The 24,147-nt window shown below is 40.5% G+C and carries 18 protein-coding genes; 17 read left to right on the top strand and 1 reads right to left on the bottom strand.

The genetic code is table 11. The annotated features are described in order from the left end of the window. Positions 1–153 precede the first annotated feature (153 nt). From NQ185_RS19900 to NQ185_RS19830, 15 genes are all read left to right on the top strand, one after another. A complete protein-coding gene (locus tag NQ185_RS19900; protein WP_257583839.1) occupies positions 154–708 on the top strand; it encodes a hypothetical protein in 555 nt (184 codons plus the stop codon). Between the two features lie 64 nt (positions 709–772). Next, positions 773–1,708, top strand: a complete 936-nt coding sequence (locus NQ185_RS19895; RefSeq protein WP_257583838.1) for an ArsR/SmtB family transcription factor — start codon at positions 773–775, stop codon at positions 1,706–1,708. Between the two features lie 156 nt (positions 1,709–1,864). Beyond that, positions 1,865–3,610 carry a glycoside hydrolase family 2 protein gene (locus NQ185_RS19890; protein WP_257583837.1) on the top strand — a complete coding sequence of 582 codons (1,746 nt, stop codon included), beginning with the start codon at positions 1,865–1,867 and terminating at the stop codon, positions 3,608–3,610. Between the two features lie 109 nt (positions 3,611–3,719). Next, a complete protein-coding gene (locus NQ185_RS19885) occupies positions 3,720–4,691 on the top strand; it encodes a glycoside hydrolase family 43 protein (RefSeq protein WP_257583836.1) in 972 nt (323 codons plus the stop codon). 13 nt (positions 4,692–4,704) lie between these two features. Further along, the gene (locus NQ185_RS19880; protein ID WP_257583835.1) at positions 4,705–5,781 is read left to right on the top strand and encodes a glycoside hydrolase family 172 protein; all 1,077 of its coding nucleotides are present in this window, start codon (positions 4,705–4,707) and stop codon (positions 5,779–5,781) included. A gap of 77 nt (positions 5,782–5,858) precedes the next feature. Then, entirely contained in the window at positions 5,859–7,661 is a 1,803-nt protein-coding gene (locus tag NQ185_RS19875; RefSeq protein ID WP_257583833.1) for a glycoside hydrolase family 2 protein, read from the top strand. A 338-nt stretch (positions 7,662–7,999) separates the two neighbouring features. Then, the gene (locus NQ185_RS19870) at positions 8,000–9,394 is read left to right on the top strand and encodes an extracellular solute-binding protein (RefSeq protein ID WP_257583831.1); all 1,395 of its coding nucleotides are present in this window, start codon (positions 8,000–8,002) and stop codon (positions 9,392–9,394) included. A 113-nt stretch (positions 9,395–9,507) separates the two neighbouring features. Further along, positions 9,508–12,480 carry an extracellular solute-binding protein gene (locus tag NQ185_RS19865; RefSeq protein WP_257583830.1) on the top strand — a complete coding sequence of 991 codons (2,973 nt, stop codon included), beginning with the start codon at positions 9,508–9,510 and terminating at the stop codon, positions 12,478–12,480. A gap of 14 nt (positions 12,481–12,494) precedes the next feature. Continuing rightward, positions 12,495–13,469 carry a carbohydrate ABC transporter permease gene (locus NQ185_RS19860; RefSeq protein ID WP_257583828.1) on the top strand — a complete coding sequence of 325 codons (975 nt, stop codon included), beginning with the start codon at positions 12,495–12,497 and terminating at the stop codon, positions 13,467–13,469. Between the two features lie 3 nt (positions 13,470–13,472). After that, positions 13,473–14,336: a carbohydrate ABC transporter permease gene (locus tag NQ185_RS19855; RefSeq protein WP_257583827.1), complete on the top strand. Its 864-nt coding sequence runs from the start codon at positions 13,473–13,475 to the stop codon at positions 14,334–14,336. A 12-nt stretch (positions 14,337–14,348) separates the two neighbouring features. Then, entirely contained in the window at positions 14,349–15,818 is a 1,470-nt protein-coding gene (locus tag NQ185_RS19850) for a hypothetical protein (RefSeq protein WP_257583825.1), read from the top strand. Beyond that, positions 15,815–16,429, top strand: a complete 615-nt coding sequence (locus NQ185_RS19845) for a YIP1 family protein (protein ID WP_257583824.1) — start codon at positions 15,815–15,817, stop codon at positions 16,427–16,429. The genes NQ185_RS19850 and NQ185_RS19845 overlap by 4 nt, the downstream gene beginning before the upstream one ends. 12 nt (positions 16,430–16,441) lie before the next feature. Further along, the gene (locus NQ185_RS19840; RefSeq protein ID WP_257583823.1) at positions 16,442–18,766 is read left to right on the top strand and encodes a DUF5696 domain-containing protein; all 2,325 of its coding nucleotides are present in this window, start codon (positions 16,442–16,444) and stop codon (positions 18,764–18,766) included. 2 nt (positions 18,767–18,768) lie between these two features. Further along, positions 18,769–19,620, top strand: a complete 852-nt coding sequence (locus NQ185_RS19835; RefSeq protein WP_257583822.1) for a carbohydrate ABC transporter permease — start codon at positions 18,769–18,771, stop codon at positions 19,618–19,620. 17 nt (positions 19,621–19,637) lie between these two features. Then, positions 19,638–20,621, top strand: a complete 984-nt coding sequence (locus tag NQ185_RS19830) for a carbohydrate ABC transporter permease (protein ID WP_257583821.1) — start codon at positions 19,638–19,640, stop codon at positions 20,619–20,621. A gap of 266 nt (positions 20,622–20,887) precedes the next feature. Here the strand turns inward: NQ185_RS19830 and NQ185_RS19825 are convergent, their stop codons facing one another. Then, on the bottom strand, positions 20,888–21,493 hold the full coding sequence (locus NQ185_RS19825) for a YesL family protein (protein ID WP_257583820.1): 606 nt from the start codon (positions 21,491–21,493) through the stop codon (positions 20,888–20,890). A 257-nt stretch (positions 21,494–21,750) separates the two neighbouring features. Here NQ185_RS19825 and araB point away from each other — a divergent pair, with 257 nt between their 5' ends. Next, positions 21,751–23,421: a ribulokinase gene (araB, locus tag NQ185_RS19820; protein WP_257583819.1), complete on the top strand. Its 1,671-nt coding sequence runs from the start codon at positions 21,751–21,753 to the stop codon at positions 23,419–23,421. A 14-nt stretch (positions 23,422–23,435) separates the two neighbouring features. After that, complete coding sequence (gene araD / locus NQ185_RS19815) at positions 23,436–24,131, top strand: L-ribulose-5-phosphate 4-epimerase (protein WP_257583818.1); 696 nt, start codon at positions 23,436–23,438, stop codon at positions 24,129–24,131. Positions 24,132–24,147: the final 16 nt, after the last annotated feature.

The raw sequence follows: 24,147 nt of genomic DNA, 5'->3' as shown, positions 1-24,147 counted from the left end.
GGATTTTGGTGTGTGTGTGGTAACCTCACTTTTATCCTAAAATTATGGGGGTGGCAAGTTTTTTGCTTATAAACCCTTTTATATCAAGGAATTATTAACTTTTTACTATAGATGTTTTGACAATACGGCATAATGATGCGAGGGGGAATTATGATGAAACAAGGAATCTATGGTGCTATCTTATATATCTTGTTACTTATTCCCCCTATTAAAACTAGTTTAGAATCGATTATGATTTTACATATGCTTGTGCAATTACCTTTATTGATTTTAGTGGGCTGGCTCATTGGAAAGCCGCTGCTGAGAAAATATAAAGGCTTTTTTACTAGATGGAACAAAAATGGAGTACCGGGTATGTTAATGGTTGTAATCATTACAACATACTGGATGCTACCACGGATTTTAGATGAAGCATTGTCCATTTGGTTGATAGAAGTGTTTAAATTTATTGGTCTGCCACTGCTTGTCGGTGTTTTATTACGAGATAGTTGGAGGAAAATTCAGGCAGCTGGAAAAAGCTTCGTTTTTTTGAACTACATATCCATGTTCGGCTTAATGAGCTGGCTATATATTGATTCGCCGATTCAAATATGCAATAACTATTTGGAAACGGAGCAACAAATGCTAGGTTTGGGATTTTTAGTGATTACCGTTGGGATGATTTTTTATATGCTGCAAATGGTTTTCGTCGATCATTCTAAGGAATAGATTGATTAATACAAGTTTAATTGTAATAATGGAAAGAAAGTCATCTGAATGAGAGGAAATTCGCTTGAGAACATTGCAATTAACTTTACAGGAAGCCCTTGAGGCTTCAAAAGCATTGGCAAACGAAAATCGAATGGAAATCATCCGCCAACTAACGAGTGGTCCTAAAAACGTCAACGACATCTCCGAGTTATTGAAAATTCCTTTTTCAACCGCGGCGGCTAATATTAAAATATTGGAAAATGCCGGATTGATTACAACAGAAATAGTCCCCGGACGTGGGAATCAAAAGGTAAGTTCAAAACGATATGATCGGATCATTATTGATTTAGAGGAGCAAAAACCTATTACGGAAGATATTATTACATATGAGCTAGAGGTTGGAGAGTATGTGAATTGTGAAGTGGAACCATCCTGTGGTCTTTTAAGTGCGGATGGGATTATTCATATCATTGATGATCCGCGTTCATTTTTCGAACCCGCCCGAAAAAATGCGCAGCTTGTTTGGTTTCGGTCAGGATTAATCGAATATCATTTTCCGAATAGAATTCCGTACGGTACGGACGTTGACGAACTTAGTTTTTCCGTAGAGTTATGTTCAGAGGCACCGTATCATAATGAGGATTGGCCATCTGATATTACTTGTTGGATTAATGATTCAGAAATTGGTTATTGGACAAGTCCAGGGGATTTTGGTGGGGAAAGAGGCTTCTTGACACCGAATTGGTGGGAAACGCATAACACGCAGTTTGGCGTGTTGAAATATTGGAAAATTAATAAAGAAGGTAGTTTTATAGACGGTGTAAAAATATCTTCTACGACGATTGATGAGTTAAAACTGCAAGAAAAACCGTTTATCTCCTTGAAATTAGGTGTAAAACAAGACGCTAAAAACCAAGGGGGCCTTAACTTATTTGGCTCGAAATTCGGTAATTACGAGCAAGGGATTATAATGAAAATCAATTATTCCCAAATCGAATCAAAGATCAATTCCAAGTAAAACGGGATTGATCTTTTTTTGAATTTTGTTACATATATACTTGATTCATTACAATCAATCTTGTAATATGAACAATGAAAGCGCTATAATGTATAGATTTAAGATACATATCACAAATAAAACGGTAATACGTATAAAAAAGGAGAGAGTTCATTCGTGAGTACTTCTTCGATTCCACGGCCGGAATATCCGCGACCGCAAATGGTGAGACCAGATTGGATAAATTTGAATGGAAAATGGCAATTTGACATGGATCACGGAAAAAGTGGGAAAGAGAGAAATTGGTTTGAGGCGGGTCACAGTCTTACTGACAGTATCAATGTTCCGTTTTGTCCTGAAAGTGAGTTGTCAGGAATCGGTTATACAGATTTTATGGCGGCGGTTTGGTATAAACGGCAGTTTATCCTTCCTGACAACTGGCAAGGCAAGCGCATTTTGATCCATTTCGGCGCTGTTGATTATGACTCTGAAGTATGGGTTAATGGGCAGTCCGTAGGAAAGCATCGTGGTGGTTATTCTTCTTTTTCATTTGATATTACTGAGTTCGTTACAAGCGGAGAAAATACTGTGACGGTTTGTGCGGAGGATGATGTAAGATCAGGACTGCAGCCGCGAGGGAAACAAAGTGGATTATATTATTCCCATGGTTGTGATTACACGCGGACGACGGGAATTTGGCAGACGGTTTGGTTAGAGTGTGTACCGGTAACGTATATTTCGAACTTAAAATATTATCCGGATCCTGATAATCGCTCTGTACATATTGAAGCTGAGTTAAAAGGGGATTATGACGATGAGCTTTTATTAGAAGTATCAGCAAGCTTTGAGGGTAAGGAAGTTGGTCAAAATCAAGCTAATATTTCTGGGCAAAAAGCACGTATTACCGTCGAGCTTTCCGAGAACCATTTATGGGAGCCGGGAAATCCAAGATTGTATGATTTAGAGCTTCGTATTTTAAAAGATGGTAAAAAGCTTGATACCGTTGAAAGCTACTTCGGTCTTCGCAGCATTAAATTGGATGGAATGGCTTTTAAAATAAACGATCAATCTGTTTTTCAACGACTAGTTCTCGATCAAGGATTTTATCCGGATGGAATTTATACTGCACCAACGGATGAAGCGCTACGTAAGGATATTGAGCTTTCGATGGAGATGGGTTTTAACGGGGCAAGGTTGCATGAAAAGGTATTTGAACCGAGATTCCTATATTGGGCGGATAAACTTGGCTATCTTGTTTGGGGAGAACACGCAAACTGGGGCTTGGATATTACGACAGCGACTGGACTCGAGCGATTTTTACCGGAGTGGCTTGAGGTCGTTGAACGTGATTTCAATCACCCTGCCTTAATTGGTTGGTGTCCGTTTAATGAAACATGGGATATGGACGGTAAAAAACAAAATAATGAAGTGTTGCGCATCGTTTATTCAGTAACGAAACAAGTGGATCCGACTCGCCCAGTCATCGATACGAGCGGAAACTTCCATGTGGAAACAGACATTTATGATGTTCATGATTATGACCAAAACCCGGAAACATTTGCGGCGAGATATGAGCCGATGAAGCAGGGGGGAGAAGTGTTTACAACCTTTCCAAATCGTCAACAGTATGGTGGCCAGCCGTATTTTGTCAGTGAATTCGGTGGAATTTGGTGGAACCCGAACCAGAAAGATGAAAAGGGCTGGGGATATGGCGACAGGCCGAAATCTGAAGAAGAGTTTTTAAGCAGGTACGAGGGACTTGTTTCCGTCCTTTTGGATAATCCTTATATGTTTGGATTTTGCTATACCCAGTTATACGACATAGAGCAGGAAGTGAATGGTCTTTTTACGTACGATAGGAAGCCGAAATTCGACCCAGAAATCATCCGCATCATTAATTCCCGAAAAGCTGCGATCGAGTAAGATGGGGACGGGTCCAAAAGGGACAGGTCCAATGGGGAGTGTCCCCGGTAGATATATGCGTTATCTTATGATTTTTGTGATTTTATTGCTTTTGATGGGAGGGATTTTGTTGGGATGCCTTAATCAGAAAGAGGTAAAGACGATTTCCTATACAAATCCAGTCGGAGGAATGACTCGTATTGGTGATCCGTTTGTTTTAAAAACAGCTGGTTCGTATTATATGTACGCAACCTCTGAACCTAATTTTGGTTATAAAGTGTGGGAGTCTCCTAATCTAGTGGACTGGGAAGAAAAGGGCTTGGCATATGTTCATTTTGATCAGCCTGAAAAATGGGCAACGGGTGACTTTTGGGCGCCTGAAGTGGTTGAGTACAAAGAACAGTTTTATATGACGTATAGTGCTCGCAATACGGAAGGTCATTTACAGATTTCTATTGCAGCAAGCAAAGATCCGCTCGGTCCTTTTACAGATGTGAGTACACAGATTATTAAGCAAGCAGGCTCTTATATTGATGGGCATATTTTTATAGATGATGATGGGACGCCTTTTCTATATTATGTGAAGGATTGTTCCGAAAACGTCATTAACGGGAAGCATGTCAGCCAAATTTATGTTCAAAAAATGAACGATGATTTGACGGAAGTATTGGGTGATCCGCAATTTTTAACTGAACCGGATGCAACATGGGAAAGGCCGTATGATGAGTACCAATGGAATGAAGGTCCTTTTGTGTTAAAACGCGACGGTATCTATTATTTGATGTATTCGTCAAACTACTTCGCAAGCCACGATTATAGTGTTGGGTATGCAACTTCTTCCAATCCGTTTGGTCCATTTGAAAAAGCGATTGAAAATCCATTTTTGACGAAGGATCTTTCTCAAGGCATTTCGGGACCTGGGCATAACAGTGTCACGGTTGGACCTGATGATGAAACACTTTATATCGTTTACCATACGCACACGAATCCGAATTCACCAAGCGGAAATCGGCAAATGAATATTGACCGTCTTTATTTTGAAGATGGAAAGCTTAAAGTGGATGGACCTACATCTACAGAGCAGAAAATCAAAGTGAAGTAAGGGAGGCACAAATATGTTCAATGGATTAGGCATGAATCTAGGAAATTTATCGAAACTATCGAAAGCGAAAACGAGATCGATTAGTGCAGAAAATTTTACAGGTGAAAAAGGGAAGGGCGGCATGGCGGCTGAAGGAACGGGAGCTCATGCAGCCCGTGATCTAGGCAAAGGATGGAAGGTGTCTCCTTCTGTTTTTATAAAAAAGAATTCGCTCTTTACGATGGCTCATATTCAAGACTCAGGCGCTATCCAGCATATTTGGCTCACATGCCATCCAAATCATTGGCGTACGTTAATCATCCGGATGTATTGGGATGGGGAAGAGCATCCTTCTGTCCAAGTGCCGATTGGAGACTTTTTCTGCAGTGGCTGGTGTGAGCGTGCCAATCTTAATTCATTGCCGGTTGCTGTGAATCCTGCTGGTGGAATGAACTGTTACTGGGAAATGCCATTCCGAAAATCGGCAAAAATTACTGTTGAGAATATTGGTAATGACGATGCGGTTTTATATTATCAGGTTGATTATACGCTGACGGATGTTCCAGAAGATGCTGCCTATTTCCACGCTCATTGGAATCGAAGCAATCCACTTGCATATAAAGATGTACATACGATCGTGGATCATATTAAAGGGCATGGACATTATGTCGGGACGTATCTTGCGTGGCAAGTAAATAGCAATGGTTGGTGGGGCGAAGGAGAAATTAAGTTTTATATGGATGGTGACGATGAATTTCCGACCATTTGTGGAACGGGAACCGAAGATTATTTCGGTGGTGCGTGGAACTGGGAGCAGCCGCAAGGAGAATATTGTACATACTCTACTCCTTATTTAGGAATGCACCAGTTGATTAAGCCGGATGGATTGTACCGGAGTCAGCAACGCTTTGGCATGTATCGATGGCATGTGATGGATCCAATAAGATTTGAGGATGATTTAAAAGTGACAATCCAAGCACTCGGATGGCGTTCAGAAGGAAGATATCTGCCTCTTAAAGACGATATTTCATCCGTTGCCTTCTGGTATCAAACAGAACCGCATATTCCTCATCCTGATTTACCTGGAAAAGATGAGTTGGAAGTAATTTAGCGGGGACGGGTTCAATGGGGACTGTCCCCATTGAACCCGTCCCCCACCAAGAAAATATATTTAAAGGAGAATGCATCATGGTTTATAGACAAGAATATCCGAGACCGCAGTTGGTCCGGGAAGATTGGTTGAATTTGAATGGTGAGTGGGATTTTGCTTTTGACCGCGACAATGTTGGCATGAAGGAGAAATGGCACGAAAATGCAAATGCTTTTGACCTGAAAATTAATGTTCCATTTGCCTATCAAACGAAATTAAGTGGTATACATGACCCGTCCTTTTGCGATCATGTATGGTACCGGAGAAGCTTTTCGATTCCAAAGGACTGGGGAGACAAGTCAGTCGTCATCCATTTCGGTGCGGTTGACTACCGTGCATGGGTTTACGTGAATGGCAAGCTTGCCGGCTTCCATGAGGGAGGACATACGTCATTTTCCTTTGATATTACAGACTGCCTGACCCGGGGGACAGAGGAAATTGTTGTACGGGTAGAGGATCCTTCAACAGATGAAACAATCCCGAGGGGGAAGCAATTTTGGAAGGAAAAATCTGAGGCGATCTGGTACACGCGAACAACGGGAATTTGGCAAACAGTATGGCTTGAGCCTGTGAATGAAACACGTATTTCAAAGCTGCGATTTACTCCGAATATTGATCAAGGTGACATCCTTATCGAATTTGATGTTTTAGGAGATTATAAAAATACGAGAGCGGAGTTTGAAATTGCGTTAGAAGATGAAAAAATCGCCTGCAATACACACGTCGTTTCGGCTTCTTACAATAAACATTTAATTCATCTTTATCAGCAGCAAATTTTCCGTACAGGCTTTCATAGCCATGGCTGGAACTGGACACCGGAAAATCCAAGGTTGTTTGATATCAAAATTCGATTATTCGATGAAAATGGGAATGAGCTGGATAAAATAGAATCGTATTTTGGGATGCGTAAAATTCATACTGAAAATGGAATGGTTTATTTAAATAATCGTCCTTATTATCAAAAATTGGTGTTAGACCAAGGTTATTGGCCAGATGGGCTTTTAACAGCACCAACAGATGCTGATCTAAAAAAAGATATCGAACTAACGAAGGAAATGGGCTTCAATGGCTGTAGAAAGCATCAGAAAGTAGAGGATCCTCGTTTCATGTATTGGGCGGATAAGCTCGGATTCCTCGTGTGGGGCGAATGCGCGGCACCACCATATTTTAGTGAAAATGCTGTTGCACGACTTACGAAGGAATGGATAGAAATTATTGAGCGCGACTATAATCATCCATCCTTAGTTGCTTGGGTTCCAATTAATGAAAGCTGGGGGGTTCCGTTCATTAACCGAGACATTCAACAGCAAAACCATTCCCTTGCGATGTATCACTTAATTCATTCACTTGATACAACAAGACTTGTTATTTCAAATGATGGGTGGGAGCTAACGAAAACGGATATTTGTGCAATCCATAATTATAATCACGGGAATAAAGATGAGATCGCAAAATATGAATACTATAAGGACTCACTCGCTACTAAAGAAAGTATATTAAAATCGCAGCCAGCCCACCGCAATATTTACGCAGATGGCTTTAAGCATGAAGGAGAACCGATTCTTTTAACGGAATTTGGGGGAATCGGATTCAAAGCAGGTGAGGATGCTGGTTGGGGATATACATCCGTAAAAACAGAGGAAGAATTTGTTGCAGACTATAGGCGTGTCATGGAAGCAGTCTACTCATCTAAAATACTACATGGCTACTGCTACACTCAACTAACAGATGTCGAGCAAGAAATCAATGGTTTACTAACTTACCACCGTGAACCGAAATGTGATCTTAAGAAAATAAGAGAAATCAATCATGTGTGGCATAGGCAGATTGTAGAAAAATAGATTTATAGGGGGCTATTCCCCCTATAAAATTGTTGTTCGGACAAATGGAGTATATGATTGAAAAATTGGTAGAAAAATATCGAAAATTCAATTGACATGTCCGAACATGTAAGTTTATTATAAAAGCATACCACTCATTTTTTTCTATTAATCTCATAAACACCTTAAAGAAAGCGTTTTAATTTTGAATTTTAACTCAATATACTTAAATCCTAGTAGAAAAGCACTAGAACATGTACGTATGAATTGTTGTTAAAAGGATTTGAAAGGGGGAGATAGAAGAAGGTGAGTAAAGTAGATTTGTAATTTTGTACATTTTTAATAAGGGGGAGAATGGATTGAGAAAAAGTGTAAACGTGCTCATTTTTCTACTAATGCTCATGCTTGTTTTGGCAGGTTGTAAGAGCGGCGGAAATCTCGCTACTGATGGACCTGAAGATTCAAACAGCAATGGAAATAGTAATAATAGTGGAGAAGAAGTGAAAGAGGAAGAGGAAGAAGACCTAATGCCGGTTTACGATTCTTCGGTAGAGGGATCAGTAACCTTTTGGACATGGACCGCAGATATTTATGTAGATATTGTAAAAGAATTTAATAAAGTTTATCCAAATGTAAAAGTAGAGGTAGTAGGCTTGGATTTTGGTGATTTGCATGACAAGTTGCAAACAACGCTTGCAGCTGGAAGTGGATCTCCGGATGTGGCACAAGTTGAACAAGGGCAATTTGGTCGTTATGTAGTTGGAGATTTGCTTGAAGATTTACTTCAACCTCCATACGATGCCGGACGTTATAAGGATTTGAATTCAGAATATAATTGGGAGCGCTGGAAATCGGTTGACGGACTAAAACTTCTAGGTATGCCGTGGGATGTTACTCCTGGAGTATTCTACTATCGTCAAGACTTATATGAACAAATGGGTCTGCCGAGCGAACCAGAAGAGCTTGGTGAATACATTAAAGATCCGGACAACGTATTAGCAGCAGCAAGAACGTTTGCAGCAAATGGAATTTATATGTTTGAATGGCGTGATTCTCCTGCTGTTCAGTACGGGGATGCCGTAGGATATTATGATAGTGATTATAACTGGCTTCGAAATGATGAGAAAATGGCTGAACTACTTGATTTTGTAAAAGAAGGAAATCAACTTGGATGGGCACCGCAAATGTCAATCCTTGGAAGTGACGAAGGTAAACAGTTAGTCAATCAAGGAAAAGTCGCTTCTTTCCCTGTCGGAAGCTGGGGAGCACGTGAATTGGCTAATGTTTTCCCTGAACAAGCTGGGAAATGGAGAGCAACATCCATGCCGCTTGATTTAAAAGTTGGTCTTGGTGGATCGACATTTGTCATCCCTTCTCAAAGCGAAAACAAAGAGGCGGCTTGGGCATTTGTTGAATGGATGAACACAGCAGAAGAATCTTGGAAAGTATTTGTTGAGCATTCGGTACAACCAGGCTGGAATCATATTACAGCTATGCCTTGGTATCAAGAGCATACGAATGAATATCTAGGTGGACAAAAAGACTATGCTTTCTATGATACGATTGCTGCACAAATTCCAGTGCGCAGGCTTACACCTTTTGATGGTCAAGCTTGGCCAATTTATATTGAAAGAGTAGCAAAAGCACTTGATGAAAATATTGATTCTAAAACAACTCTTCAACAAATTGAAGAAGCTGCAGAGAAGGAAATTGGTCCTGAAATTGAAAAATTGAAGGCGGATATGGGTAACTAATAAATTGGGCTGTCCTCACGAATTTAATAGATGAGTAGGACAGCCCTTGATTTAGAAGTCATGTTCAGAACGATTTTTCGAACATCGATTTTAGATAAATGGGGGAGGCTTCCGTGAAACGTTTGCTTCGAAAATATGCTGTTAGCATAACCGTTGTTGTTGTACTCATTGCATCAATTTTAATATGGAATCAGTCCCGAGGATATAATGACGCGGCGATGGCGATGATTCCAGAATATGATGATATAGAGGAAAGGTCCATTTTAGCTGATGAAGACATTCAAAGTAAGTTGGAGCCATCCTTTTTTGAATATTATGATAACCATAATTTAAGTGGGGCCTCAGATTCCACTGGTTTTGATATGAAGATAGCTTCAACCGATTATTCGGCCATTAGTCAGGATGATGTTGAAATTAAAACAGGTCTTGGCGAACCGTTCGACAAGGCTGTTGCACTTATAGATCAAAAAGGTTGGATAGAGTATTCCTTTTCCGTTCCAGAAGATGGCTATTACCAAATGGGAATGAGTTACTATGCGCTCCCGGGAAAGAGGGCTGCTGTTGTCCGGAGCTTGCAAATAGATGGGGAATATCCATTTTTTCAAGCTAAAAAGCTTACCTTCCAACGGATGTGGAAAGAAAAAGATGAAACATGGTTTGACAATCAAGGAAATGAATTTAATCCGAGTCGTGAAGAAGTACATGGTTGGCAATATAAGGAGATTCGAGATTCCGAAGCGAAAATTGCAGAGCCTCTTCGTTTTTATTTGACTAAGGGTGAGCATACCCTTCGCATTGAAACTGTACGTGAACCGGCTGCCATTGGTGAGATCCGCATCTTTTCGCCAATTCATTATCCTGCCTACGAAGAAGTGTTAAATACATATAAAGAGAAAGGATACAAAGAAACGAAAGGTGTACAAGTTAAAATCCAGGCCGAGCAAGCATTATTACGATCAGACCCTACTTTGAAACGCATTGAAGACAGGGAGCCAATTACTGAACCTTTTAATCCAAAAGCGATTGTGTTAAATACATTTGGTGGCGATGGTTGGAGGAATGGGGAACAGTGGGCTGAATGGGAATTTGAAGTGCCTGAAAGTGGTTTGTACAATATCGGGATGCGATATGGCCAATGGTATTTGAATGGAATTCCTACACAAAGAAAAATTACGATTGATAACAAGGTGCCGTTTCAGGAAATGAATGGAGTTCTTTTTCCTTATAAAGTTGAGTTCCAAATTAATAAACTAGGAAATGAAAATGAAGAGTTTCTATATTATTTGGAAAAAGGTAAACATACGATTCGAATGGAAGTACAAGTCGGCAGTTTAGGGCCGATGATGGAATCGATTAGGGTGACAACGAATAAATTGTCGCTTCTGTATCGAGAAGTCATTCGCGTTACTGGGACAAGTCCGGATCCTAATGCTGATTGGAATTTGGAAAATAATATTACGAACCTTGTGCCGAGATTACACATATTGGCCCGGAACGTAAATGATATTGTTGAATCGTTATACGATTTAGGTGTTCAAAAAGGCAGCTCTGATATTAGTACTCTATTGGAAGTGCGAAATACTTTGCTTAGTATGGCTGAGGATACAGATACCATTCCGGCAAGATTAGAATCTATCAATAATCTTCAAGCATCTCTCGGTACGTGGGTAAATAGTATGAGCCAACAAAGTTTGCTGCTTGATTATATTTTAATTCAGTCACCTGATCAAAAATGGCCGCAGCCTGCTGCTCCGTGGTATGTGAGAGCGGGAACGAGTGTTAGGGATTTAGGGTATTCCTTTACGAAAGATTATAGTGGGATCGGTAATCTGTATAAAGATGAAGAAGTTCTCGACGTCTGGGTCGCGCGCGGAAGGGATTGGGTACAAATCATTAAACAGATGATTGATGAGGATTTCACGACTGAAACTGGAATCAAGGTGAATGTAAACGTCGTACCTGCTGGTCAAATGCAAGTATTGCTGTTAGCGAATACTGCAGGTTTAGCACCAGATGTTGCGCTAGGAGTTGAGGGAGAAACACCGATTGACTTCGCTGTTCGTAATGCGCTCGTCAATTTAAATGAATACCCTGACTACGAGGAAGTGGCCGATCGTTTTAGACCGGGAGCACTCATCCCTTATAAATATAACGGCGGTGACTATGCCCTCCCTGAAAATCAGAACTTTTATATGCTTTTTTATAGGAAAGATATTATGGAAGAGCTTGGGATTACAGAGGATGAAATTCCGGATACGTGGGAAGAGGTAATGGGTCTCATTCCAACGCTCCAACAAAATGGGATGGACTTTTTCTATCCGCATGCTCCAAATGATACGAAGCTTGCCATCAATGAATTTGCGCCATTTTTATTCCAACATGGCGGAGACTTATATGATGAAAAAGGGATGATCTCGAAGCTCGATTCTCCAGAAGCGTTAAAAGCGATGGAAATGTGGACGGAGCTTTTCACGAATTACAAAATTGAAAAGCAAGCTGACTTCTACAACCGTTTTAGATCAGGTGAAATGCCGATTGGGGTAGCAGATTATTCTACTTATATTCTATTATCTACAGCTGCACCTGAATTAACGGGTTGGTGGGGAATGAAGCCGATGCCTGGTCTTAAACAGGAAGATGGAAGAATCAATCGTTCTACAGGTGGTCTAGGTCAAACCGGCATCATCTTTAAAGATTCTGATATGAAAGATGAAGCATGGCAATTTTTAAAATGGTGGACCGGCGCTGATGCGCAAGAGAGGTTCGGATCGGAATTAGAAGCCCTTCTTGGTGTTGAAGCACGTTGGAATACGGCGAATGTTGAAGCCTTGAATCGACTTCCTTGGGAACAAAAAGATTTGGAAGCCATTTTGGAACAATGGGAATGGTTTAGGGAAAGGGAAGTCGTTATCGGCGGTTATTATACGACCCGTCATATTGCAAATATGTGGAACGAGATTGTTTTAAATGGAAAGGTGACCCGTGAAGCGGTCGAAGATGGAGTGCGGGAAATCAACAAGGAACTCCGGAAAAAACGTGAGGAATTCGGTTTGGAAACATCTGACACCGATCGCCTTGATGAATAGGGGGGCGCACAGAAATGGCTATTGAATCAACAACAACTGTAAAAAATGAGGCCCGGGCAGCAACAACATCGGGTCCTCCCCTTCCGATGGGGAAATGGAAAAAGCTTTGGTTTGATATGAAAAGAAACCGCATGTCTTATTTATTATTAGCACCGTTTCTACTCGTATTTACCATGTTTACGATCATTCCTATCATTACATCGGTTATGTTAAGTTTTTCCTATTATAACATCGTGGAAGCCCCAAGATTTGTCGGGCTTTCTAACTACAAACTATTGTTTGTGGATGATGATATTTTCTTAAAAGCGATAGGAATTACTCTTAAATTTGCATTTGTAACGGGACCGCTTGGCTATGTTTTAGCGTTTTTACTTGCTTGGTTAATCAGTCAAATCCCGCAAAAGTATCGCTTTTTTTATACATTATGCTTTTATACACCTTCGATTACGAGTGCGGTTGCGATGTCCGTCGTGTGGTTGTATTTATTCGCTGGTGACCGAAAAGGCTTGTTTAACCACTTATTAATGCAAATAGGCATATTAAATGAACCTTATTTATTTTTACAAAATGTCGAATCAATCGTTCCAGTTATCATCATCGTGTCCTTATGGAGCAGTATGGGGATTGGATTTCTTGCCTTCCTCGCCGGCTTACAGAATGTTCCGAAGGAATTATATGAAGCAGGAAAAATTGATGGGGTTAGGTATCGGTGGCAAGAGCTATGGTACATCACACTTCCATCTGTAAAACCACAGCTTTTATTCGGAGCTGTTATGCAAGTTGTATTTTCACTCCAAGTGTTTGATGTAAGTATGCAGCTCGTTGGTATGCCAAGTCCGTTATATGCTGGCCATACAATCCTTGCCCATTTATATGACTATGCTTTTATCCGCTTTGAAATGGGATATGCTTCGGCAATTGCAGTTATTTTATTTCTAATGATGCTTGGGTTAAATAGACTTATTTTTAGAGTGTTGGGGAGGGAATAGAAGATGAGAGCTGCGGTTTCCCGAAAAAATAGAGATTGGGGAGGGGTTTTTCTTTACGTATTCCTAACCGTATTTGGTTTACTGATGCTTGCGCCACTTGTGTATATGGCTTCGACATCTGTTAAACCGATTAGTGAATTATTCCTGTTTCCGCCAAGGTTTTTTCCGATAAATCCTACTTTAATGAATTTCCGGGATCTGCTTTTAATTACAGGGACTTCATTTGTACCATTTTCTCGTTATATTTTTAATAGTGTATTGATTACATCGGGAATTGTCTTTTTTGGAGTAGTGATTTCAGCGATGGCGGCCTATCCGCTTGCTAAACATGAAATGCCTTTTAAAAGTTCGATTTTTAATTTGATTGTGACGGCATTAATGTTTTCGCCAATGGTATTGCAAATTCCGCAATATCTACTTGTCAGTAAATCGGGAATGATGAATACGTACTTTGCGATGATTCTCCCATATTTGGCTGCTCCAATCGGTATATTTTTAATGATTCAGTTTCTTAAGCAATTGCCGGATTCTTTAATCGAATCAGCAAGAATTGAAGGAGCCTCAGAATGGACGATTCTTTGGAAAATCGTTTTCCCATTGCTGAAGCCAGCGATTGCAACATTTGCGCTCTTTAGTTTTGTGCAAGCATGGAATGACCCATACCCATCGATGATGTATACAACGAAGGAAGAGTTAAAGACCTTGCCGTTCGCGATACAGTCCATCAGTGGTGGGGCTGGGGTCATCGCCCGTGTCGGGACACTTGCAGCAGCAAGCTTTTTGATGGTTATACCGACCATTATTGTCTTTACGATTACACAACGAATGGTATTGCAAACAATGGCTCACTCGGGCCTTAAGGAGTAGGGGGGAGAACATTTGAAGACAACGAAACGACTTTGCGTAATGTTGGCAGCTGTCATGATGATGTTGGTTTTGCCAATGGAAGGTTTGGCGGAAACCCCCTACGAAGGTTATATATGGAATACCGAGGGAAGAGATGTTCATTCCATCAACGGATATGTATATCATGATTCAATTGATGGTGCTTACTTGCCGACAGGGGTTTTTAATAATCCGGAAGATATTTTTATCGCAACGGATGACACGATTTATATAACAGACACTGGGAATAATCGAATTGTTCACTTGGATCAAGATTTTGAAGTAATCAAGGTGATTGGCGACCAAGACGGGCCGGGGAAGTTGAACGGACCTAAAGGTGTGTTCATTAAGGAAGATGGAACGACCTATGTTGCCGATACAAAAAATCAACGTGTCGCCATCTTTGACGAAAATGGCAAGTTCGAAAGGGATCTGACGGCACCTACAAGCACATTATTAGGGAAGAAATTTTCTTATTCTCCATCGAAGCTTGTAGTGGATAAGCGTGATTATTTATACGTCGTCAGCGAAGGAAATACGAAAGGCTTAATGCAGATCGATAATAAAGGTGAATTTAAAGGTTTTTTTGGAACAAATGATGTTGGATTCAATTTATGGCGTTTTCTTGCACGTCTTATTGCAACTGACGAACAAAAAGCGAAAATGAGGTCCGTACAGCCTTTAGCTTTTTCAAACTTAGATCAGGATGCTGATGGATTTATTTATACAACGACATTAGGAACAGATGAAAATCAGATTAAAAGACTTTCTCCTGTCGGGGTAGATACACTGAATCCATCTAAAAAGAAGTATGGAGATTTGCTAAGTTACGGTGGAAATATTGAAATATCCGCATTTATTGATATCACAGCAAATGAGGATGGACTTATCACTGCGTTAAATTTACAGACAAGCAGAATCTATCAATATGATAAATTAGGAAATCTTTTATTCGTATTTGGTGGAACAGGGGAGCAAAATGGTGTATTTACGACACCTTCAAGCATCGACCAGGATTCGGACGGAGTTTTATATGTCGTTGATAAAGGAAGAAATCGAATTGATCTATTCCGAACGACCCCTTTTGCCGACCTTGTCCATACGGCGTCCAAATTATATGTAGATGGCCAATATGAAGAAGCGAAAGAAATATGGGAAGAAGTCATCTACTTAAATGGGAATTATGATATCGCTTACCAAGCGATTGGAAAAGCCCTTTATAAGTCGGAAAAATATGAAGAAGCGATGGATTACTTTAAAAAGGCGAGTTCCCGTACAGATTACTCTGAATCCTTCCGTGAATTTCGAGTTGAATATGTCAGAGATCATTTTGCTTGGTTTTTTGGAGGAGTGATCGTCTTATTCTTCGGTCTGCGTTTTGGGATTCCGCGATTGATTAAGCTCATTCGACAAGGTCGCAAAGGGAAACAGACGGCTCTTGAAGGCGAGGTGGAGGCAAAGTGAATACTGTACAAATGATGCGGCAAATCTTATTTAAACCATTAGACTTCTTTTATGATATTCAGGAACCGAATCGCTTGAAATGGTCACAAGGATTTATCCTAATCATATTGGCGTTTATTGCAAGAATGGCCTCTCTTCTACTAGTTGGATACGATTTTGAAACGAGAGAGCCGTATCAAATATCCTATTTACACGAGTTTATTTGGATATTTGTTCCATGGGTGACATGGAGTCTCTCGAACTGGAGTGTCAGCACGATATTGGATGGGGAAGGGAAATTTAAAGAGCTGTTTATCGGCAGTGCCTTTTGCCTTGTCCCATATATCATTTTTATTATTCCGATTACATTAGCGACGAATGTTCTCGCATTAAGTGAAGAAACATTTTATAACTCGGCTACGGTCTTAGTTTTATGTTGGGTTGGTTTATTAATTTTAATGAAAGTAAAAGTGTTGCATGATTTTGAAGTCGGAAAGCTTATCATGATTACATTTTTTACACTTTTAGGAATGGCGATTATTTGGTTTATCGGGATATTGTTATACGGACTAATCAACCAATTTATTAGTTTTTTCCTGGATCTATTTAAGGAAATACGATTCAGGCTATAGGGGGTGGAAAAGTTGTTCCAATACGAAAAGATTAATCGGAAAAACATGTTTATTTTCTTCATCTGCACGATGTTAATCTTTAGTTTGTTTCCACAAGGGATTTTTGCGGAGGATGCTGAAAGTGAAACAGCTGCCGAAGCGAATAGTGAGGAACAGGAAGCGGGTTCGGATGGTGAGACTGCTGAGGCGGCTCCACCTAAAGAAATCGTCATTGTTGAAACAGGAGAATTATATCCTATTACTGCAACGAAAAAGGTGGCGGAGAATGCTTCTTTCGAGCTATATATCGATGAAGCGAACGGGAATATTCGGATAGTTAATAAAAAGTCTGGAAAAGAATGGCTCGGAGGACCACAAGTTGATAAAGGAATTCTTCCTAACAATAAGGCGTTTATCGATGCCCCTGTTCATATTGAATATACAGATGGATCAAGTATATCTCAAACATATACGTTAAAAGACAAGGAAAATGAAGTTACAACTTCAACGATTGAAAACGGCATAAGAGTTGAGTTCAATATTAAGGAAATAAAGGTCAATTTTGCACTGGAATATACACTGACAGACGATGGGTTTGAAGCAACGATTCCGGATGACTCTATTAAAGAATCGGGGACCGTTAGACTTACGAGCCTAGAGGTATTGCCATTTTTCCATGCAGCGGATCGAAAAGTTGATGGAGAAGTATTCGTTCCAGATGGATCAGGAGCTTTAATGATCGTCAGTGAAAAGCATCCTCAATATTTTAAAGGCTATTCTGAACCTGTTTACGGACCAGACCCTACCTTTACGATGGAACTTGGGGATGTCATGGCTGAAGGTTTTACGAGAGGGGCAGCTCCTAAAGAAAGAATCGCCCTGCCTGTGTTCGGGATACACCAAGAGCAAACGGGCTTTCTAGGCATTATTACAAATGGGGAAGAAACAGCTAATATTACAGCTACACCTTCAGGGATAAGAAATATTCCGCTTTACCGAGCAGGAGCGAAATTTTTTTATAGAAAGCAAGATATTATGTTCATCGGGTCTTCGGGAGCCATTCCATTATTTCAAGGGCAAAGAATTACCGGAGACCGAATAGTGAAATATATTTTACTAGAAGGTGAAGGATCCAATTACGTCGGTATGGCGCATGCCTATCGTGATTATTTGCTTAAGGAAGCAGGCTTGCAAAAGCAAGCTGAAAAAGAGACACCTTTATTTCTTGAACTTGTCGGTGGAATAATGCGTGATGAAATCATCGGAAAAACATTTATCGATATGACTACTTTTAAACAGGCGCAGTCCATCATCGATGATTATGCTGATAAAGGAATAAAGTCCTTGACGATTACGTTCAAAGGCTGGTCAAAAAAAGGATTATACGGTAATCAACCTGATCATTTTCCAATAGAACGAAAGCTAGGCGGCAAGAAGGATTTAGAGGAGTTATCAAACTATGCGAAAAAAATGGGCGTTGGTCTAAATCTAGATGTAAATTATGTCCGGCCTTTTGAAGATAGCGATGGGTTGACCCCTAGAAAAGATGCAGTACGAGGAATCGATCGCGAAGTTATGATGAACCCCAATTATCGGGTATCGAGTAGACTGGGGCATAACGGGCAGCTCTTTTATTTATTGGAACCGGAAAAATCATCTAAGTATGCATTGCAGGAAGCGTCTACCTACAAAGATCTTGGTATTTCCGGAGTCCATTTCAGTCATGTCGGAAACTTGCTTTATACAGATTTAGATAAGCAAAATCCATCAAGTAGAGAAGAGATGAAAGAGACTTGGATTCAAACGATTGATCAATTTAAAAAATCTGTTGATCATATATCAGTAGATTACGGGTTCGGGTATTTACTTGGTAGTGTGAATGAGATTCATCAAATACCGATGGATTCTAGTAACTTTGTTTATTTAGATGAAACTGTTCCTTTTTATCAAATTGTCATCCATGGATTAATTCCTTATACTGGAAAACCATCAAATTTACGAGACGATGAAAGAGTTGAATTTTTACGAGCAATCGAATATGGAGCCACGCCAAGCTTTGAGCTTACGTATAAGCCGACCGATCATTTGAAACGAACGATGGAAGATAGGTTATTCAGTTCAGATTACTCTTACTGGTTTAATCGATCTGTTAAAGAGTATGAAGAGATCAAGAAGCTCAAAGAAAACATAGGTGGACAATTGATTGCAAATCATGAAAGGCTAGCAAAGAAGGTTTATAAAACCTCATATGAAAATGGTACAGAAGTGATTGTGAATTACAATCGCAAAGCCAAGACTGTTGATGGGCTGACGGTTGAAGGTGAAAATTATACAGTCATTGAAGGAGGGAAGAAATAACCATGAAACTATCAATGAAGACAAGACATATTCTCGAAGGTTATTCTTTTGTAGGGCCATGGATTATTGGCTTCCTCCTATTTATGGCAGTTCCGCTTGGTCGATCATTTTACTATTCTTTAAATAACTTAAAACCGACAAAGCAAGGACTTCAAGCAACGTTTGTCGGAATGAAAAATTATCGTGATGCCTTCACAACCGATGTTAACTTTTTTCCGCTATTGCTGGAGACGATGAAGGATATGCTTACGCAAGTTCCGCTTATCCTCATATTTGCGATGTTTTGTGCCATTTTGCTGAATCGCAATGCGTTTGGAAGAACATTTTTTAGGGGCATTTTCTTCTTGCCTGTCATTATCGCTTCCGGTGCTGCACTAAGGAAGCTAATGGAGCAAGGAGCGGCAACATTGCCGATTTTTTATCAATTTGATTTGTATCGGCAGCTGAATGCTTTTATCCCTGATGGAGTTCTCGATCCATTATTGCAATATGCGGATGCCCTTACACTCGTCATGTGGGATTCGGGCGTCCAAATATTAATATTTTTGGCCGGGCTGCAGACGATATCACCTTCGCTATATGAAGCGGCAAAAATTGATGGTGCAACAGAGTGGGAAGTATTTTGGAAAATTACGTTTCCGATGTTAATCCCGATGATTTTTGTCAATACACTGTACAGTATCGTGAACTCATTTACGAAACCAGATAATGGAGTTATGAATCATTTATTGAATGTTGTATTTGTATCAAATAATTATGCATATGGTTCTGCTATCGGCTGGCTCTATTTTATCTTTATTTTCATTGTGCTGGGCATCGTATTTCTCGTATTCCGCAGAGGGTTGACCAATTAGAGAGGGGGTAGACTTAGATGGATTTACCAATCATTCGTTCAGTTCAAGCTCTTACGAAAAAAGTGGATCATGACAAAAAAGCATTGTTAATGAGACGGACAAAATCGATTATTGGAAATACCTTTTATTACGTATTGCTATTTAGCTTATCATTTGTATTCGTCTATCCACTTCTTTATATGATTTCCCAGTCCTTCATGCGCCCTTCAGATGTGGCAGATGCGACTGTCCAATGGCTGCCGAAAGTATTAACGTTTCAAAATTATGTAGAAGCATTCAAATCGATTAATTATTGGAACGGATTATTAAACAGCATGTGGATTTCATTTGGCAGCGCCATTTTGCAAATTATAAGCTGTTCCTTTATCGGCTACGGCTTCGCTCGCTATAAATTTCCTTTAAAAGGATTATGGCTTGCCTTGCTTGTCTTTACATTTTTAGTGCCGCCGCAAACGATTGTCGTTCCACTTTACATCTTTTTCAGTGACTTAGGGTGGATCAATACGTTATATCCGTTTATTTTCCCAGCACTTTTTGGCTTTGGATTAAAAGGAGCATTATTCGTCCTGATCTTTATCCAATTTTATCTCGGATTGCCGAAGGTATTAGAAGAAGCAGCAAAAATTGACGGAGCTGGACCGTTTCGTACATATTGGACGATTATGTTCCCACTCGCCAAGCCCGCTATGGTAGTAGTGTTCCTATTCTCCGTCGTTTGGAATTGGAATGACGTGTTCCAGCCGAATATGTATTTACTCGTGCCAGAATACTTCAACCTTGCCCAAAACTTAGCGACTTTTAATGGAAATGCGAATGCACAAGGAGTCATTCAAATGCAACAGATGGTCTCAGCCTCAGATGCATTTGGATTGACACCAACATTATTGAATCAAATCATGGCCGCTGTCATGTTGACCATCTTGCCAATCGTCATCTTGTACTTATTTGTACAAAGGGCGTTTGTTGAGGGGATTGAACGATCCGGGATTTCAGGAGAATAAAGAAAAGCCGAAGCGCCTTGCCCATCGACGTACAGGCCCACAGGATGTGGGTCTGTCGACGTCGCCACAGGACGTGGCGGTTTTAGTCGACGTTCCTTTATTGGACTGACTGAGATAAAGGAATCACGGCGAGGGATGAGCTAGTGAAATTGGCACTTCAAATTTCACCCGATGTTGACTTAATCGTAGGGAAGAGGCCAAGAAGTTTGCTAGTCGATAGGCGCTGTAGCTAGACAATGGGCAATTAGAAAGAGGAATGAAAAGTTTCATTCCTCTATTCTTAACTTTTCTATTTTATTAAATGCGCGGTTGCAGAGCGAAAAATTGATATTTGCCCACAAGCTGAAAATGATCAGACATGTAACGGGAAGGTATAGCAAAATGAATAGAAAGATTGCAGCTAGGATAATGATTAATATCGTTGTAGGGAAGTAGACAAGTGATACAATGAATGAGTTTTTTAAAACATCCCTTAGTCGTAATTGATAATGAGTCATGACTGGAAATAAAAAGGTTGTCATGAAAAGGAAAATCAATCCGATAAAAAATAGCGGAACTAAAAGCAACGTTCGCCACTGGGATGCTGCCTGAATGACGTAAAAATAATCTAGATAAAGTAGAAAAGTAAATGGAATCCATAATATTCCAATTAGTAGGCTTTGTTTGAAATTCAACCTGAATGCACGGATGAAAGGCTTTACTACCGATACCTCACTTTTTAGTTTCCATTGCCTGACTACGCTGAACATGGCAGCGGTTGCAGGGAAGATCGTAATAATGGGGATGCAGCATACAATCCAAAGGACATTTAAGATAAAAAGATTTGAGATTTTTTCCAACACGATGTAAAAACGGCTGTTTAAAATATTCATAGTTTCACCTAAGTTATAAGTTTCTGTGATAAACGTATCATACAATGTAGTAAAAGAAAAGAGTAGATAGACGTACGAGTTAGTTTAAGATTAAAATAATTTAAGCATTATCCATTGAAAAATAGAATAAAAGTGATAGAATCTAATTAAGGTTATGCGTACAAGTTGGTAAAAGCAACTGATTGTACGTATATACATAGTGGTTTTTGAATACGATGAAGTGATGATTAATTTTAAATTGAATAGGGTGATAAACATTGGCGAAATATTCAATTGGAGTTGATTTCGGAACACAATCCGGACGAGCCGTCCTTGTGGAGGTTGGATCAGGAAGGGAAATAGCAACCGCTGTAAAGGAATACACGCACGGTGTCATGGACGAATTTTTACCGGATGGAACTACAAGGCTCGAGGATGATTGGGCATTACAGCATCCGAATGATTATTTGGAAGTGTTGGAATTGACGATTCCGAAAGTGCTGGAAGAGTCTGGGGTGTCAGCAGATGATGTCATTGGAATCGGCATTGATTTTACTGCTTGTACGGTTCTGCCGATTAAAGCAGATGGAACTCCGTTATGTATGATGGATGAATTTAGTGATCATCCACATAGCTATGTGAAGCTTTGGAAACACCATGCCGCGCAAGATGAAGCAAATCGCTTGAATGAAATTGCCGAGGAGCGTGGAGAAGACTTTTTACAGCGATATGGAGGTAAGATTTCCTCAGAGTGGATGTTCCCTAAAGTGTGGCAAATTTTAAATGAAGCACCTGAAATATATGAAGCGGCAGATCAAATCGTAGAGGCGACAGACTGGGTTATCTCGCAAATGACAGGGGAAATTAGGCGGAACAGCTGTACAGCAGGGTATAAGGCGATCTGGCATAAGCAAGACGGGTACCCGTCGAAGGAGTTTTTTAAAGCGCTTGACCCACGCCTCGAAAATGTTGTAGAAGACAAGCTATCCAATGATATTTATTCGATTGGTTCAAAGGCCGGAGAAGTAACGGAAAAAGCTGCTAGTTTAATAGGGGTGAATCCGGGTACTGCCGTTGCTGTTGCTAATGTGGATGCCCATGTTTCGATACCAGCAGTCGGTATTACAGAACCAGGGAAACTGTTGATGATCATGGGAACGTCGACATGTCATGTGTTGCTAGGTGAAGAAGAAAAAATTGTACCAGGCATGTGTGGGGTTGTTGAAGATGGTGTCCTTCCTGGATTCATGGGGTATGAAGCAGGACAATCATGTGTTGGGGATCATTTTGAGTGGTTTATCGAAAATTGTGTTCCAGAAAGCTATTACGAAGAAGCGAGAAATAAGGGAGTTAATATTCACGCATTGCTTACGGAGAAGGCTGGGAATCTCAGAGTCGGCGAGAGTGGCCTTATAGCTTTAGACTGGTGGAATGGGAATCGCTCCACCTTAGTAGACGCTGATTTAACAGGAGTACTGCTAGGAGCGACGCTTTTGACGAAGCCGGAAGAAATATATCGTGCGTTAATTGAAGCAACCGCTTACGGAACGCGGGTTATTATAGAAGCGTTTAGAAATAGCGGTGTTCCGGTTGATGAAGTATATGCTTGTGGCGGGATTGCTGAGAAAAATACATTAATGATGCAGATTTATTCTGATGTACTAAACACAGAAATCAAGATTTCTGCCTCTTCACAAACTCCAGCGCTTGGATCAGCCATGTTTGGAGCGGTAGCTGCTGGCGAGGAGCGCGGCGGATACGAGAGTATTGAGGATGCTGCAAAGGAAATGGGACGAGTGAAGGATGAGACCTATCAACCGAACGCAGACAATGTGAAAGTGTATGACAAACTTTTTGCAGAATACGAAAGACTATATGACTATTTTGGCCGCGGAGAAAACGATGTCATGAAAAGATTAAAAGATATTAAACTACATGCCTCTAAGTGAACAGGGGGAGAAGCATGCTTGAATCATTAAAGCAGGAAGTGTTGGAAGCGAACTTACAGCTTCCCGTACATGGATTAGTGACCTTTACATGGGGAAATGTTAGTGGGATTGACCGGGAAAGTGGACTTGTCGTTATTAAGCCGAGCGGAGTCGCCTATTCGGAAATGAAGCTTGAGGATCTTGTTGTTGTGGATTTGGAAGGGGAAATTGTAGAAGGGAATTTGCGTCCGTCTTCCGATACACCGACGCATCTCGCATTATATAAAGCTTTTAAGGAAATTGGCGGAGTCGTCCATACTCACTCACCGTGGGCGACAAGCTGGGCGCAAGCAGGTCGCCCAATTCCAGCGCTCGGAACGACACATGCCGATTATTATTATGGAGAAATCCCAGTAACTCGTGGACTTACCCAAAAGGAAATTGAAGAAGCATACGAACTCGAAACAGGCAATGTTATTATCGAGACATTCCGTGAGTTGAAACTTGATCCAAAAGCAATGCCAGGCGTCCTCGTCACCGGACATGCCCCCTTCAACTGGGGGAAAAACGCAGACGAAGCCGTCCACAACGCCGTCGTCCTTGAAGAAGTCGCTAAAATGGCACTCCACACCATTCAATTAAACCCTACGGTAGGTGCGATGGACCAATTCCTACTCGACAAACACTACCTACGAAAGCACGGTCCCGGTGCTTACTATGGACAAAAATGAATAAGAGCCGAGAGTT

It is taken from the genome of Lederbergia panacisoli (assembly GCF_024626525.1).
Classification (GTDB): domain Bacteria; phylum Bacillota; class Bacilli; order Bacillales; family Bacillaceae_C; genus Lederbergia; species Lederbergia panacisoli.
The sequence above is the reverse complement of the archived record's forward strand: the minus strand, read 5'-3'. Positions and strand labels throughout refer to the sequence as shown.

Excerpts from the sequence above, each read along its gene's own strand:
- NQ185_RS19900 (WP_257583839.1), top strand. The coding sequence starts at position 154 with ATGAAACAAGGAATCTATGGTGCTATCTTATATATCTTGTTACTTATT.
- NQ185_RS19880 (WP_257583835.1), top strand. The coding sequence starts at position 4,705 with ATGTTCAATGGATTAGGCATGAATCTAGGAAATTTATCGAAACTATCG.
- NQ185_RS19875 (WP_257583833.1), top strand. The coding sequence starts at position 5,859 with ATGGTTTATAGACAAGAATATCCGAGACCGCAGTTGGTCCGGGAAGAT.
- NQ185_RS19860 (WP_257583828.1), top strand. The coding sequence starts at position 12,495 with ATGGCTATTGAATCAACAACAACTGTAAAAAATGAGGCCCGGGCAGCA.
- NQ185_RS19855 (WP_257583827.1), top strand. The coding sequence starts at position 13,473 with ATGAGAGCTGCGGTTTCCCGAAAAAATAGAGATTGGGGAGGGGTTTTT.
- NQ185_RS19835 (WP_257583822.1), top strand. The coding sequence starts at position 18,769 with ATGAAACTATCAATGAAGACAAGACATATTCTCGAAGGTTATTCTTTT.
- NQ185_RS19830 (WP_257583821.1), top strand. The coding sequence starts at position 19,638 with ATGGATTTACCAATCATTCGTTCAGTTCAAGCTCTTACGAAAAAAGTG.
- NQ185_RS19825 (WP_257583820.1), bottom strand. The coding sequence starts at position 21,493 with ATGAATATTTTAAACAGCCGTTTTTACATCGTGTTGGAAAAAATCTCA.
- araD (WP_257583818.1), top strand. The coding sequence starts at position 23,436 with ATGCTTGAATCATTAAAGCAGGAAGTGTTGGAAGCGAACTTACAGCTT.